The sequence below is a fragment of the Comamonas sp. 17RB genome (assembly GCF_030056555.1).
GTDB classification, from domain to species: domain Bacteria; phylum Pseudomonadota; class Gammaproteobacteria; order Burkholderiales; family Burkholderiaceae_C; genus Comamonas; species Comamonas terrigena.
The window spans coordinates 44,855-59,609 of record NZ_JASHHY010000005.1 but is presented as its reverse complement, the minus strand read 5'-3'; the positions used below and the strand labels follow the sequence as shown (position 1 = coordinate 59,609).

The window sequence follows — 14,755 nt, the reverse complement described above, 5'->3', positions numbered from 1 at the left end:
GCTCCTCGTGCACAGGCATGCGCGGAGCATGGGGCGTATTTTCCCCTTTATTGCTCCATGCCTGCAGCGAATTACTGAACTGCCAGACTCAGCTGGGCTTTTGCACCGGCTTCCTTGCCATCGGCCTTGGAGTCTCCCAGGAACAGACGGGCCATGTCGATACCCTGCTGTCCCAGGTAGCTGCGCACTGCCATGGCACGGGCCGCGGCCAGTTCCTGCATGGCCGTGGGCGGCAGCGGCAGCTGATCGACCAGCAGTTTGCGCATCTCCTCGGGTGGCAGGGATTTGGACAGACCGACCATGTTGCGGGGCTTTTCGATGTCCGCCTTGCGATAGATCGACTTCAGGCGGCTGTCGCGCTCCTTGTCGCTCAGCGCGGCGTCGTCCTCATCACCCTTGCCCTGCTTGGCGATCTGCGCCTCCAGGTTGGCGGCTTTCCAGCCCTGGGCTTCCTGCGCGGTGGAGGCACTGCCCGCCACCGTGAGCTTGAGGCCCGGGCGGTCCTTGAGCGACTTGGCAATCTTTTCCAGCTGGCTCTTGGCTTCGGCATCCAGCGTGGCCACGCCGGCCGGGAACTTCACATCGCCGCCGCCCTTTTCGTCGCCTCCGAAGGCACCGGCCAGCAAGGCAAACGGCGCCGTGATGGCCTTGCGGATGATGTTGCCGATGATCTTGAAGATCACCGGTGCCAGGCGGAACTGCGGGTCGTTGAGCGAGCCGCTGATGGGCAGGTCCAGGTCGATCACGCCATGGCTGTCGGCCAGCAGGGCCACCGCCAGCTTGACCGGCAGCGAGGCCGGGGCCCCCTGCACGGCATCCCCGAAGGTCAGCTGGTGCAGCACCAGCTTGTTGCTGGCGGTCAGCATGCCGTTGGGCTGCACCTCGTAGCGCACGTCCACGCTCAGCTTGCCGCGCTCGATGCCGTGGCCGGCATATTTGACCGAGTAGGGGCTCAGCGGCGGCAGCTCCAGATCGCGCACCTTGCCGGTGATGTCCAGCGCCAGCGGCTTGACCAGCGGGTTGAGCTTGCCGGAGATGTCCAGGCTGGCGGTGGACTGGGCCACGCCCTGGATCGACAGATCGGCCATGGAAGGCGGCTGACCGGCTGCGGGAGCGATCGAGGAGAAGGCGCTGAGCGAGCCGGACAGCTCGGTCAGGTCGGCCGTGTAGTTGGGCTTGATGAAGAAGTCGGAGAACTTCACCGTCCCGCCCTTGAGCTCCACCGGGCCCACGACGATGCGCGGCGCCATCGGATCGGGCGCGACCGCAGCGGGTGCCACCTGCACGCTGGCCGTGGTGGTGCCCGCCGCCCGGGACTCCGTCGTCTTGGTGTCTGCATCGCCAGCGGCGGACGCATCGGCGGCCTCGGTGTCCGGGGTGCCGGCCAGATCCTGCAGGTTCAGGCGGCCGTTGGGCTGCACCACCACGCGGGCGAAGAAGTCGCGCAGCAGGGTTTTCTGCACCTGCACCGACAGCGGCTTGCGCGGCTGCATGTCCAGCGCCAGACCGGTCAGCTGTAGCTGTTTCCAGCGCAGCAGGTCTTCGCCGGCTTCCATGGTGGTCTTCTCGGCCGTGCCTGTGCGGTGCACGGTCTGCACATAGACATCGTGCAGACCGGCATTGCCCTGCACCTGCACCGACGGGCTGCCGCCGGCGTCGGCATAGCGCACCTTGCCGTCAAAGCTGGCCAGCGCGGACAGCATGCGCATGTTCACCACGCCGTCCATATAGCTTTCGAACAGGTGCAGCGGCAGGCGCTGGGCCTGGACGCGCCCTTCGGCGGCCATCTGCGGCGCCAGGTGCAGCTGGCCGGTGAAGTCCAGCTTGCCGTCGGTCTTGCTGGGGCGCAGCAGGCCCCGGGTGTTGACCGGCAGCAGCTGGGTGCTCAGCTTGATGTCGATGGGGGCCTTGCCCATGCGGCTGTCCAGGCCCTTCACATCCAGGTTCAGGCTGGACAGGCCTACGCGCACGGGACGCGGCGCCTGGCCATCTTCCAGCAGCACCACGCCGTCGCGGATGCGGGTCTGTTCGGCCAGCACCGTCCACGCCGGTTCGGCCGCAGCAGCGCTGCCGCCGGCCTTGGGCTTGGGCGCCACCGCCGCGTCCTTGACCGGGGCCTTGCGCAGCCAGGATTCATACATCCACTGGCCTTTGCGATCACGCGAGACCTTGACCTGGGGAGCATCGAGCTGCAGCAGCTCGGTGTGCACCGTGCGCTGCGTCATGTCGACGCGGGCATTCTCCACCGCCAGGCGCTTCCAGGCCGCCAGCGGTGTCTTGTCCTCGCCCAGGCTCAGGTTCTGCACCGCCAGCTCCGGCACCACGGCGAACAGGCGACCCTTGTTCCAGGCCAGTCCGGCCGTACCTTCGGCGCGGGCGCGCAGCAGGGGCTGCAGGAACTGCGACACATAGGCGCGGCCCACCTCGAAGGGCACGCCGTCAAGCACCACGCCCACCTGGCCCACTTCCAGCGTGCCGTGGCCGGACAGGCGCGCATGCGAGGCACCTTCGAATCCAGCCAGCGCCAGACGGCCTTCAAACTGGCTGTCGCCCTGCATGGGCCAGGTGACCTGGCGGCCGGACAGGGCCAGATCGCGCACCTTGACCTCGGCAGCGGGCTTCAGGGTTTCATCGGTCCAGCTGACCTGCCCCTGTTGCACATCCCACTGCGCCACTTCAATCTTCCAGGGTGTGGGGCCGGCAGCCGCTGCGGGGGCAGCCGCCTGGGCGGCGCCCGGCTGTGCGCCCTGGCTGGCGGCGGCCGCAGCCGCCGTGGAGGCGTCCGGCACGGCAGGGTCGGCAGCAGGCACCGCCGCCGAGGCTTGCGCCGGGGCTGGCGCGGCACTGTCGGCCGTGGGCTTGGCGGGTTCCGGGAATTTCAACAGCTGGCCGTTGGCATCCAGGCGCAGCGCCAGCGAGGGCTTTTGCAGACTGACACGGCCGAGCTTGACCACGCCGGCCAGCGGCTGCACATCGGCCAGATCGATTTCCAGCGCTTCCCACTGCAGCCAGTCCTTGCCGGCCAGGTCCTGCAGCTTGGCGCCGGTGGCCTGCACCTTGCCGGACAGGCGCACCACAGAGTCGGTGTGCTGCTCGAAGGCCACGTCGATACGGGCCTGCAGCATGGCGTCCTGCAGCTTCAGCGGCAGGCTGGCAGGCCAGTAAGGCAGATAGGGCTTGAGGTCCAGGTCCTGCACCGTCAGCGTGGCGGCGGTCTTGCGGTCCTGCGCAAACGGGGTGCTCTGCGCCTCGCTGGCAAAGCGGCTGCCATTGAGGTCGAACGACAGCTCCGGCTGCACCTTGACCTGGCGCTTGGACGGCAGGCTGCTCACGAACGGCAGCTTCAGCTGCAGGTCCTTGAGCAGGTGGTCGGCGCCGGCCACCTTGTCCTGCAGGGCCAGGCGGCCGTCGCTGATCTCGATGTTGTACAGCGCAAAGCGCGGCAGGTCGCCGCTGCTGTCTTCCTTCTTGTCAGCACCCAGCTTGTCCAGAATGTCCTGGATATCCAGTTTGCCGGGCTCCAGCTGGGCCAGGCGGATGTGGGGAGAGTCGAGCTGGATGGCATCCACCACCGGGCCCCAGCGCAGTAGAGAAGACATCTCTGCATCTATATAGATACGCGCTATGGAAACCTGGGGTTCCGGCTGGCCGTCGGCGCCAGCCAGTGCGAGGTCGTGCAGGCTCAGTTCCATGGTCCAGGGGGAGAACTCCACCTTGCCCACGGTCAGCGCCCGGCCCAGGGCCTGGCTGCCTTGCTTTTCAATCAGATGCTTGGCGGCCCAGGGGAAGCTCAGCCAGGTGAGCAACCACAACGCCACGACCGCAGCCGCACCCCACCCCAACCTGCGCCACAGCGTGGCACTGCGCCAAAATTGCAATTGCATGCTTATGCACCTTCTCCTTGTGCATGGAATCTATCGTGTTCGCGGCGATTGCACCAGAAACTGCCTGCACTGGACAGTGAAAGAGTGCAAAAACACGAAAGCCCGGATGCCAGCTACGCCGGCGTCCGGGCTTCACGGCAGGCGCAAAGGCCGGTGCCGCTAGAGCATCAGGGAGAGGATCGTCCCCGCATGCCCGGAAGCAATGATTGCTTCCATGGTGCCGTTCTTCCTCTTCACCTGCCACTGGCACCTAGCTGGTCCATGGCAATCGGGTTCCGAGGTTTCTGGCGATGCCTGCGCGTTGCAGACGACTCCAATGTAATCACCGCCATCGGCGAAATCAATCGTTTCTGACAAACTCTTTCATCTGTTTGATAGCGAACGCTCACTGCAGCCTGATCTCCCGGACTTAAGGGGGCCGAGGACCGCATCCGCCTCAAAAACCTGGATGCACATACAGTTTTTATATACATTAAAATCATAACAGATAATTTTGATAGTATTGACCTGGAATTTAGCACCCCACTAGAATCCGCCCACTTTTGCTTTGAGTCATTTTTTTGACGTTTTTTGCTGCTTTTTGATCGCGCTCTTTTTCGCGATCCTCCCGCGCTCCTCCTGCATGGACCGCAGCACCACCCCACTGGGCGCCACCCTGTGAGCCGCCGGACCTCCGAGTCCACGGTCGCATAGGCACCCCCACGAAAGGAATGCTATGCCTGCATCTGCACAGGTAGTTTCCGGCTTGCGCACGTTCGCCAAGGACGTTGCCGACGGATTCATTGAAATCACCCACAACGGTTTTGCCCTGCTGGGTCTGGCCGTGGCCTTTGCCGCCATCCTGCTGATCAGCCGCCCTGACCTGCGCCATTCCGGCGAGGCCCAGCTGCGCGACTGGCTGCAGGCGCGCCAGGTGGCCACGCTGGGCACGCCGGTCGAACCGGATGCCGTGGAACGTGCCACCGCCACCAACCCGACGGAGCTGCCCAAGGAGCAGGCCGCCGTGGCGTACTGGCTGAGCAAGAAGTACCGTGTGGCCGCCGAGCCGCTGGCGGTGCTGGTCTCCGAAGCCTATGAGCTGGGCGAACGCAACCAGCTCGACCCCACACTGATCCTGGCCATCATGGCCATCGAATCCAGCTTCAACCCCTTTGCCCAGAGCTCCGTCGGTGCCCAGGGCCTGATGCAGGTGATGACCCGCGTGCACACCGACAAGTACGAACACTTCGGCGGCCAGCTGGCGGCGTTCGACCCGGTGAGCAATCTGCGCGTGGGCGTGAAGGTGCTCAAGGAATGCATCGCCCGTGCCGGCTCGCTCGAAGGCGGTCTGCGCTACTACGTGGGCGCTGCCAACCTGCCCAACGATGGCGGCTACGCCTCCAAGGTGCTGGCCGAGCATGCACGCATCCGCCAGATCGCAGGCCGCCCTGCACCGGCAGCGGCCCCTGCCAAGCCGGCGCTGGTGGCCAAGGAAGCCGCGCCCAGCACCGTGGCTGCGGCCGATGTGGTGGCCGACGGCAAGCTGCTGGTCAACTGAGCCGCCCTCTGCTTTCCCCTTTTTCCAGCCGGCGCAAGCCGGCTTTTTCATGGGCGCAATGCATGGGCGCGATGCATGGGCGGTGCACGGGCTGCACAGGGCCATGCACCGCCGCTGCGGCGGCACAAACCCAGGCCCGGAGACAGGCCCTTGCGGGTCAAGCCGCAAGGGCTGCGCTGGCTCCGCTACACTAATGGGGTACGCAACTGGCGATAGGCGCGGTTTATCGAGAACCGCGCTGACGTGGAACCACGGTGTGGCGCTCCTCCCCGATGAGCACCAGACCCGACAACCACCGGGGAGCGTACCGCCCAGGCCGCGCCAACACGGAATCGCCTGACGCGTGTTTAGCCGTTCGCCTGGGCAGCCCTTGGATTCAAGGGAATATCAAGTTCACAGGACTGCCATGTTTCAACGCACCGATACCGTCGAGAAAGTCGACCCCGAACTGTTTGCCGCCATCCAGGCTGAAAACCATCGCCAGCAAGAGCACATCGAGCTGATCGCCAGCGAGAACTACTGCTCGCCCGCCGTGATGGAAGCCCAGGGCTCCCAGCTGACCAACAAGTACGCCGAAGGCTACCCCGGCAAGCGCTACTACGGCGGCTGCGAGAACGTGGACGTGGTCGAACAGCTGGCCATCGACCGCATCAAGAAGATCTTTGGCGCTGAAGCCGCCAACGTGCAACCCAATTCCGGCTCCCAGGCCAACCAGGCCGTGCTGATGGCCTTCGCCAAGCCCGGCGACACCATCATGGGCATGAGCCTGGCCGAAGGCGGTCACCTGACCCACGGCATGCCGCTGAACATGTCCGGCAAGTGGTTCAACGTGGTGTCCTACGGCCTGAACGCCGACGAAGCCATCGACTACGACAAGATGGAAGCCCTGGCGCGCGAGCACAAGCCCCGCATCATCATCGCCGGCGCTTCGGCCTACGCCCTGCGCATCGATTTCGAGCGCTTCGCCAAGATTGCCAAGGAAGTCGGCGCCATCTTCTGGGTGGACATGGCCCACTATGCCGGCCTGATCGCCGCTGGTGTGTACCCCAACCCCGTGCCCCACGCCGACGTGGTCACCACCACCACCCACAAGAGCCTGCGCGGTCCCCGTGGCGGCGTGATCCTGATGAAGGCCGAGCACGAGAAGGCCCTGAACAGCGCCATCTTCCCCGGCCTGCAAGGCGGCCCGCTGATGCACGTGATCGCCGGCAAGGCCGTTGCGTTCAAGGAAGCCCTGACCCCCGAGTTCAAGGCCTACCAGGAACAGGTGGTGAAGAACGCCAAGGTGATGGCCGACACGCTGACCGAACGAGGTCTGCGCATCGTCTCCGGTCGCACCGAAAGCCACGTGATGCTGGTGGACCTGCGTGCCAAGGGCATCACCGGCAAGGCTGCCGAAGCCGCGCTGGGTGCCGCCCACATCACCATCAACAAGAACTCCATCCCCAACGACCCGGAAAAGCCGATGGTGACCAGCGGCATCCGCGTGGGCACCCCCGCCATGACCACCCGTGGTTTCAAGGAAGAGGAAACCCGCATCACCGCCAACCTGGTGGCCGATGTGCTGGAGAACCCCACGGACGAAGCCAATCTGGCTGCCGTGCGCGCCAAGGTGGCCGCACTGACCGCCAAGTTCCCCGTCTACAGCAAGTAAGCGGCTGCCTCGCCGACGGACTGCGCCATGAAGTGCCCTTTCTGCAGCCACCCGGACACCCAGGTCGTCGAGACCCGGGTCTCCGAAGATGGCAGCTTCATTCGCCGCCGTCGGCAGTGCGGGGATTGCGCCAAGCGCTTTACCACCTACGAACGCCCGGATGTGGCCTTCCCCGCGGTGGTGAAGAAGGATGGCCGGCGCATCGACTACGACCGCAGCAAGCTGCAGGGTTCGTTCCGCCTGGCGCTGCGCAAGCGCCCGGTGCCGGCCGGCCAGGTGGATGCGGCCATGGAGCGCATCGAGGAACAGCTGCTGACCTCGGGCGTGCGCGAGCTGCCTTCGAGCCGCATCGGCGAGCTGGTGATGAACGAGCTCAAGAAGCTGGACAAGGTGGCCTATATCCGCTTTGCCAGCGTCTACCGCAGCTTTGAGGACATCGAGGACTTCAAGCACCTGGTGGACGAAGTGCGCAACTGAAGCCCTTGCGCCACCGCGCCCCGACCGGCCGCCCGCCCTGTGCGAGGCGGCTTTTTCTTGCCCGGGCCAGGGCCCGCCCCGGGATTGTTCCGCCGTTGGAACACAGTCTTCCATGCCCACACCTAGGCAAGGCAGAAAGCCCCACGTAGCATGGCGGACTGCAGCCGCCCGTACGGCGGTCTGCCTGCTCCCATGGACATCGACACCTCCACCCTTCGCACCGCCCTCACGCTCTACGCCCCCGGCGTGGTGTTTGCCAATGTGCTGCTGCAGCAACTGGGCCTGCCGATTCCGGTGCTGCCCACGCTGCTGCTGGCCGGCAGCCTGGCCGCCAGCAGCCCACGCCTGGCGCTGCTGTGGGGCACGGCCGTGCTCGCCGCCATGCTGGCCGACCGGGTCTGGTATCTGGTGGGCCGGCGCTTTGGCACCCGCGTGCTGGCGTGGCTGTGCAAGCTCTCCCTGACGCCCGACAGCTGCATCAGCCAGACCGCCGACCGCTTTGGCCACTGGGGCCCCTGGTCGCTGCTGCTGGCCAAGTTCATTCCCGGTTTTTCGGCCGTGGCCGCCCCCATGGCCGGTGTGCTGCGCATGCCCGTGCCCCGCTTCACCCTGGCCGCGGCCAGTGGTGCCGGGTTGTGGGCCGGCGTGGCACTGGGCCTGGGCTGGCTGCTGCGGCGCCAGGTGGACGCGGCCCTGGCGCTGCTGCACACCCATGGCCCGCTGCTGGCCGTGGTGGCCGTGCTGCTGCTGGGCCTGTGGCTGGGCTGGAAACTGGTGCGCCGCCAGCTGTTTCTGCGCCTGGCCGCCATGCCTTCGGTCACCGCGGTGCAGTGGTGGCAGGCCCAGACCTCGGCCCAGCCGCCGCGCCTGCTTGATCTGCGCGGCCCGGCCCTGATTGCCGAGCTGGGTCCGATCACCGAGGCCCATGCCGTCACCCTGGCCCAGCTGCCGCGGCTGGTGCGCCACTGGCCGCGCGAGACGGCCATCGTCACCCTGTGCGCCTGCCCCCACGATGCCACGGCCGCCCGCGCTGCGCAGCGGCTGCGGCGCCTGGGCTTTGTCCACGCCCGCCACCTGCAAGGCGGTTTCGAGGCCTGGCAGGCACTGCAGCCCAGCGCCTCCACCCCGACGTCCACGGCCCCGGTGCTGGCCCCGGCGGCCTCCTGAAATGCACAACGCCCCACGGCGCAGGCCGGTGGGGCGTTGGGAGCCAGCGCGAAAGCCGCTACCGCAGATTCAGGGTGCTGCGGCCGGGATGGGGTTCAGCGGCAGGCTGACATCGCCGCACTGGGCGCGGTGGCGCAGCGCATGGTCCATCACCACCAGCGCCAGCAGCGCTTCGGCAATCGGTGCCGCGCGGATGCCCACGCAGGGGTCGTGGCGGCCCTTGGTGATGACCTCGGTGCTCTGCCCGTGGATGTCGATGGATTCGCGCGGGCTGATGATGGAGCTGGTGGGCTTGATGGCGATCGCCACTTCCAGGTCCTGGCCGGTGCTGATGCCGCCCAGCACGCCGCCGGCGTTGTTGGAGCGGAAGCCTTCGGGGCTGAGCGAATCGCCGTGCTCGGTGCCGCGCTGGGCCACGCTGGCAAAGCCGGCGCCAATTTCCACGCCCTTGACGGCGTTCAGGCCCATCATCACATAGGCGATTTCAGCGTCCAGCTTGTCGTACAGCGGCTCGCCCAGACCCACCGGCATGCCGGTGGCCTGCACGCGCAGCTTGGCGCCGCAGCTGTCGCCGGCCTTGCGCAGGGCATCCATATAGTCTTCCAGCGCCTGCACATCGGCCTGAGGGGCGAAGAAGGGGTTGTGCGGCACATGCTCCCAGCTCTCGAAGGCGATGGGCAACTCGCCCAGCTGGGTCATGCAGGCACGGAATTCGGTGCCGAACTGTTCCTTGAGCCATTTCTTGGCCACGGCGCCGGCGGCCACCGTGGGCGCCGTCAGGCGGGCCGAGGAACGGCCGCCGCCGCGCGGGTCGCGCACGCCGTACTTGTGCCAGTAGGCGTAGTCGGCATGGCCGGGGCGGAAGCTCTCGGAAATGTTCGAGTAGTCCTTGCTGCGCTGGTCGGTGTTGCGAATCAGCAATGCGATCGGGGTACCGGTCGTCACCCCCTGGTAGACGCCGGAGAGGATCTCCACCGCATCGGGCTCGTTGCGCTGCGTCACATGGCGGCTGGTGCCGGGACGGCGGCGGTCCAGCTCGCTCTGGATGTCCGCCTCGCTCAGCTCCATGCCCGGCGGGCAGCCGTCGATCACGCAGCCGATGGCCGGTCCATGGGATTCACCAAAATTGGTAACGGTAAAAATAGTGCCAAGGGTATTGCCGCTCATGGGCGGCGATTATGCCCTTGCATCCGGCGCCCCCCTGGCGAGCATGGGCAGTCCCCCTGAACAGGGTTAGCATGTGCCATCCCGACGCCCTCATTCGCCCGCATGAACCAGCCCTCCGCGCCCGTGCCCGGCCCTGCCCTGCTTCAGCTTCTGGACAGCAGCGACGCCGCCTGGATCGTGACCGACACGCAGTTCCGCACCTGCCAGGTCAATGCCGGCTTCGAGCGCCTGTTCGGCTGGAGCGCCCAGGAGGCCATCGGCCAGCGCCCGCTGCAGCTGCTGCAGGCGGATCCGCAGCATGCGCCGCTGCCGGCCCATGTCCAGGAGGCTTTGGACCGCCACGGCCGCTTTTGCGGCGATGTGCAGCTGCTGCACCACGACGGCCATGCCATCTGGGTGGCGGCGGTCATCAACCGCCTGCCGCAGTCCGGGGAGGCCATGGTGTTCACCGACATCACCTTCTCCAAGCGTTTCGAGGCGCTGCAGAAACAGGCACTGGAGGACGTGGCCCATGAGCGTCCGCTGCCGCAGCTGCTGCACAGCCTGTGCCGGGACGTGGAGCGCATCGCCCCCTCCCTGGCAGTGGGCGTGCTGCAGGTGGACGAGCAAGGCTGCCTGCACCCCTTGGCCTGCCCCAGCCTGCCCCGCGCGGCGCTGGAGCGCCTGGACGGCATGCACAGCGCCCCCGACATGGGCGCCTGCAGCGCGGCGGCCTTCCTGGCCCAGCCGGTGACCGATGCCGATCTGCGCCAAAGCCCGCCACAGTTGCAGGGCCTGCAGCAGAGTCTGGTCGACGCCGGCCTGCTGGCCTGCTGGGCCTCGCCCATCTTCAACCATGACCGCCAGGTGATCGGCGTGTTCGCCCTGTATTTCCGCGAGCCGCGCAGTCCCAACGCCTTGCACCAGCGCATTGCACAGACCTGCATCCACCTGTGCACCGTGGCCATGGAACGCGAGCGTTCGCGCGAACGCATCCACCAGCTGGCCTATTACGACCCGCTGACCCAGTTGCCCAACCGCTGCATGTTCCACCGCAGCGCCACCGACGCCCTGTACGCCGCCCAGGGCCGTGCCGGCGCACTGCTGTTTGTGGACCTGGACCGTTTCAAGCTGGTCAACGACAGCCAGGGCCACGCGGCCGGGGATGCCCTGCTGTGCGAAGTGGCGCAGCGCATCCGCGCCGCGGCCCGCCCCGGCGATGTGCTGGGCCGGCTGTCCAGCGACGAATTCGCGCTGCTGCTGCCCCACTGCAGCGCTGCCGAGGCCGAAACCGTGGCCAGGCGCCTGCTCGAGTGCATCGCCGAGCCCTTCACCATTGGCGATGCCGTGAATATTCCGCACGCCAGCGTGGGCATCTGTGCCTATCCGGAAGACGGCACCGACATCCACACCCTGCTGCGCCATGCCGACCAGGCCATGTACGTGGCCAAGCAGCAGGGCCGCCAGCGCTGGCAGCGCTTCACCCCGGCCATCAACCAGTTCACCCAGGACCGCGTGGCCATGGAGCATGCGCTGCGCGCCGCCCTGCACAACGGCCAGCTGCAGCTGCACTACCAGCCCCAGGTGCTCAGCAGCCAGCCCGAGCGCCTGCACGGCGTGGAGGCGCTGGCCCGCTGGAAGCACCCGGAATGGGGCACTGTCTCGCCGCTGCGTTTCATCGCCGTGGCCGAGGACGCCGGCATGATCCAGGAGTTCACCAGCTGGGTGATGGAATCCGCCTGCCGCCAGCTGGCCGCATGGCGTGCAGACCAGGTGGAGGTACCCCAGGTGGCTATCAACCTGTCCACCAAGAATTTCCATGAACCGCAGTTCGCCCAGTCCGTGGCCGATGTGCTGCGCCGCTACGGTCTCACCGCCAAGGACCTGGTGCTGGAGATCACCGAGAGCGTGATGCTGGACGCCAGCCCCGCCACGCTGGCCAACCTGGACGCCCTGCACCGCCTGGGCCTGCAGCTGTCGCTGGACGACTTCGGCACCGGCTATTCCAGCTTGAGCTATCTGCACCGCCTGCCGATTTCCGAGCTGAAGCTGGACAAGAGCTTTGTGCAGGACCTGAGCAACAGCGTGGCCGCCGAGGCGCTGATCCGCTCCGTGCTCAGCATTGCACGCAGCCTGCACATGAAAGTGGTGGGCGAAGGGGTGGAAACCGCCGAGCAGCGCCAGTGGCTGCAGCAGCAGGGCTGCCCGGTGCTGCAGGGCTATCTGTTCTGCCGCCCGCTGGCACCCGAGGCCCTGGTCACCTGGCTGCGGGGCGGCCATACCCAGCCCCCCTTAACGGCTCCCGCAGCTCCCCCGGCCCCCACCACCGCCTACGATCCGGGTATCTGAGCGCGGCACGGTCCGGCAGCGCCCCATTGCAAATACAAAAAAAGCCTCCATCCGGAGGCTTTTTTTTGCATGGTGGGAACCGGTCTCAGGCCTGGCCCTGGGCCTGCTCGCGTTCGCTTTGTGCATCCGGCCAGTCGCGGATATAGGCCTTGAGCATAGTGTTCTCGAAGTTCTGGCTGTCCACCACGGCCTTGGCCACGTCGTAGAAGCTGATCACGCCCTTGACTTCGCCCATTTCCATCACCGGCATGTAGCGGGCATGGCGCTCCAGCATCATGCGGCGCACCTCGTCCATCTCGGTTTCCAAGGTGCAGGTCAGGGGCGCATCGTCCATGGCGCTGCGCACCTGCAGCGTACCGACGGAGCCGCCGTTCTTCACAATGGCCTGGATCACTTCGCGGAAGGTGAGCATGCCGGCCACATCGCCGTGCTCCATCACGACCAGGGAACCGATGTCCTTGTCGGCCATGATTTCCACGGCGCGGGCCAGCGGCTCGTTGGGCGTGACGGAAAACAGGGTGCTGCCCTTGACGCGCAGGATGTCGCTCACTTTCATGTTCTGTGTCTCCGATACAGGTGAATGCCATGGCCCGCCACGGCAGGCCCTGCGGCGAAATATAGCCGACTCTGCCGCTGCTGCAGGGCTGCGGCCCCGCAGACGTTGCATGCCATCGCCATCCCAGTCGCCCAAGCGCGTGCTTTTTGCGCCACGTCATGCCACCATCGGGGGTTTGACTGCCGCCGGCAGCTTTTTTGACGGCCTGCAGCCGCCTTTTCCGGCCCCGCTGCCCCTTTGACGGAGACACACCATGCCCGGTTACTCAGACCCCGGCTTTGACACCCTGAGCCTGCACGCAGGCGCCCAGCCCGACCCGGCCACCGGCGCACGCGCCGTCCCCATCCATCTGACGACCTCCTTCGTCTTCGAATCCAGCGACCACGCGGCCAGCCTGTTCAACCTGGAGCGCCCGGGCCATGTGTACAGCCGCATCTCCAACCCCACCAATGCCGTGCTGGAGCAGCGCGTCTCCGCACTGGAAGGCGGCGTGGGCGCGATCGCCGTGGCCAGCGGCCAGGCGGCGCTGCATCTGTCGGTTGCGACCCTGATGGGCGCGGGCAGCCACATCGTGGCCAGCACCGCCCTGTACGGCGGCTCCCAGAACCTGCTGCACTACACGCTGGCCCGCTTCGGCATCGAGACCACGTTTGTGAAGCCCGGCGACATCGATGGCTGGAAGGCCGCCGTGCGCCCCAACACCAAGCTGTTCTTTGGCGAAACCGTGGGCAACCCCGGCCTGGATGTGCTGGACATCCCCACCGTCAGCCAGATCGCCCACGAAGCCGGCGTGCCGCTGCTGGTGGATTCGACGCTGACTTCGCCCTGGCTGATCAAGCCTTTCGAGCACGGCGCGGACATCGTCTACCACTCGGCCACCAAGTTCCTGTCCGGCCACGGCACGGTGATCGGCGGCGTCGTGGTCGATGGCGGCAGCTTCGACTGGGAAAAATCGGGCCGCTTCCCCGAGCTGACCCAACCCTATGACGGCTTCCACAACATGGTGTTCAGCGAGGAGTCCACCACCGGCGCCTTCCTGCTGCGCGCCCGCCGCGAAGGCCTGCGCGACTTCGGCGCCTGCATGAGCCCGCACAGCGCCTGGCTGATCCTGCAGGGCATCGAAACCCTGCCGCTGCGCATGGAACGCCATATGCGCAACACCGAAAAAGTGGTGCAGTTCCTGGCCAGCCACCCGCTGGTCAGCCGCGTGGGCCACCCCATGCTGGAGACGCACTCCTCCCACGCGCTGGCACGCAAGCTGCTGCCCCGCGGCGCAGGCTCGGTGTTCAGCTTCGACATTGCCGGCAACCGCAACCAGGGCAAGAAGTTCATCGAGACGCTGAAGGTCTTCAGCCACCTGGCCAATGTGGGCGACTGCCGCTCGCTGGTGATCCACCCTGCCAGCACCACGCACTTCCGCATGAGCGACGAGGCGCTGGCGCAAGCGGGCATCGGCCAGGGCACGATCCGCCTGTCGATCGGCCTGGAAGATGCCGACGACCTGATCGACGACCTCAAGCGCGCGCTGAAGGCCGCTGAAAAGGCGGCGTGATGGAGATACGGCCGTTCGACGCCGCAGATACCGACGCCGTGGTGCAGCTGTGGCATGACTGCGGCCTGACCCGGCCCTGGAACGATCCCCACCGCGACATTGCGCGCAAGCGCAGCGTGGCGCCGGAGCTGTTCTGTGTCGGCGTGGATGCCGGCGGCCAGTTGATGGCCAGCATCATGATCGGCTACGACGGCCACCGCGGCTGGATCAACTACCTGGCCGTGCACCCGGCCCACCAACGCCAGGGCCATGCCCGCCGCATGGTGCAGCACGCCGAGCGGCTGCTGACCGTGCGCGGCTGCCCCAAGCTGAACCTGCAGGTACGCGCAGGCAACGAGGCCGTGATCGCTTTGTACGAAAGCCTGGGTTATGCCAACGACCAGTCGGTCACCCTGGGCAAGCGTTTGATTGCGGACATCTGAGCCCTGCCCCC

The 14,755-nt window shown here is 66.7% G+C and carries 10 protein-coding genes and 1 riboswitch; of the genes, 7 read left to right on the top strand and 3 right to left on the bottom strand.

What is annotated here, in order from left to right; translation table 11 throughout:
• Window positions 1–71 precede the first annotated feature (71 nt).
• Window positions 72–3,884 (bottom strand): DUF748 domain-containing protein, encoded by a 3,813-nt coding sequence (locus tag QM470_RS10400; protein WP_283339209.1) that lies wholly within the window; start codon window positions 3,882–3,884, stop codon window positions 72–74.
• A 715-nt stretch (window positions 3,885–4,599) separates the two neighbouring features.
• Here QM470_RS10400 and QM470_RS10395 point away from each other — a divergent pair.
• From QM470_RS10395 to QM470_RS10380, 4 genes are all read left to right on the top strand, one after another.
• Window positions 4,600–5,421, top strand: coding sequence for a lytic transglycosylase domain-containing protein (locus QM470_RS10395; protein WP_066533882.1), 822 nt, complete (start codon window positions 4,600–4,602; stop codon window positions 5,419–5,421).
• A gap of 192 nt (window positions 5,422–5,613) precedes the next feature.
• Window positions 5,614–5,793: riboswitch (ZMP/ZTP riboswitch) on the top strand.
• 34 nt (window positions 5,794–5,827) lie between these two features.
• Window positions 5,828–7,075: a serine hydroxymethyltransferase gene (gene glyA, locus QM470_RS10390; protein WP_280014393.1), complete on the top strand. Its 1,248-nt coding sequence runs from the start codon at window positions 5,828–5,830 to the stop codon at window positions 7,073–7,075.
• A 27-nt stretch (window positions 7,076–7,102) separates the two neighbouring features.
• Window positions 7,103–7,552: a transcriptional regulator NrdR gene (nrdR, locus tag QM470_RS10385; RefSeq protein WP_066533885.1), complete on the top strand. Its 450-nt coding sequence runs from the start codon at window positions 7,103–7,105 to the stop codon at window positions 7,550–7,552.
• A 192-nt stretch (window positions 7,553–7,744) separates the two neighbouring features.
• On the top strand, window positions 7,745–8,719 hold the full coding sequence (locus QM470_RS10380) for a VTT domain-containing protein (protein ID WP_283339208.1): 975 nt from the start codon (window positions 7,745–7,747) through the stop codon (window positions 8,717–8,719).
• Between the two features lie 69 nt (window positions 8,720–8,788).
• On the opposite strand, the gene aroC is transcribed toward QM470_RS10380, so the two are convergent.
• A complete protein-coding gene (aroC, locus tag QM470_RS10375) occupies window positions 8,789–9,886 on the bottom strand; it encodes a chorismate synthase (protein ID WP_066533888.1) in 1,098 nt (365 codons plus the stop codon).
• A gap of 102 nt (window positions 9,887–9,988) precedes the next feature.
• Here aroC and QM470_RS10370 point away from each other — a divergent pair, with 102 nt between their 5' ends.
• A complete protein-coding gene (locus QM470_RS10370) occupies window positions 9,989–12,214 on the top strand; it encodes a sensor domain-containing protein (protein WP_283339207.1) in 2,226 nt (741 codons plus the stop codon).
• Window positions 12,215–12,299: 85 nt separating this feature from the next.
• Here QM470_RS10370 and QM470_RS10365 read toward each other — a convergent pair whose 3' ends face one another.
• Window positions 12,300–12,770 carry a CBS domain-containing protein gene (locus tag QM470_RS10365; protein WP_066533890.1) on the bottom strand — a complete coding sequence of 157 codons (471 nt, stop codon included), beginning with the start codon at window positions 12,768–12,770 and terminating at the stop codon, window positions 12,300–12,302.
• A 253-nt stretch (window positions 12,771–13,023) separates the two neighbouring features.
• On the opposite strand from QM470_RS10365, the gene QM470_RS10360 reads away from it, so the two are divergent.
• Both QM470_RS10360 and QM470_RS10355 read left to right on the top strand, forming a co-directional pair.
• A complete protein-coding gene (locus QM470_RS10360) occupies window positions 13,024–14,322 on the top strand; it encodes an O-acetylhomoserine aminocarboxypropyltransferase (protein ID WP_066533892.1) in 1,299 nt (432 codons plus the stop codon).
• On the top strand, window positions 14,322–14,744 hold the full coding sequence (locus QM470_RS10355; protein ID WP_283339206.1) for a GNAT family acetyltransferase: 423 nt from the start codon (window positions 14,322–14,324) through the stop codon (window positions 14,742–14,744). The genes QM470_RS10360 and QM470_RS10355 overlap by 1 nt, the downstream gene beginning before the upstream one ends.
• Window positions 14,745–14,755: the final 11 nt, after the last annotated feature.